Source organism: Streptomyces sp. AC555_RSS877, from assembly GCF_019049245.1.
GTDB lineage: Bacteria > Actinomycetota > Actinomycetes > Streptomycetales > Streptomycetaceae > Streptomyces.
Genome location: NZ_JAGMUK010000230.1, coordinates 1 through 238 on the forward strand (window position 1 = coordinate 1; position 238 = coordinate 238).

At 77.3% G+C, this 238-nt stretch carries 1 pseudogene; it reads right to left on the minus strand.

Features of this window, described 5'->3' with window-relative positions:
• Nucleotides 1–23 precede the first annotated feature (23 nt).
• Nucleotides 24–238: pseudogene (locus tag KUM49_RS47055) on the minus strand (hypothetical protein); the annotation flags it as partial.

Here is a 238-nt window from a genome sequence, read left to right on the forward strand (position 1 = left end):
TCGGCAGCCAGACGGCTCGGCGGTCAGGCGGCTCGGCGGCCGGGCAGCTCGGCAGCCAGGCGGCCGGGCAGCTCGACAGCCAGACGGCTCGGCAGCGCGGGAGCTCGGGAGCTCGGCGGCTCGGTGGCCGGGTAGCTCGACGGCTCGACAGCCAGGCGGCGCGGCGGCCGGACGGCCGGACGCCTCGGCGGCTGGCGTGGAGAACTCGGTGCGAACGCCGATGAAGGACTGACGGCGA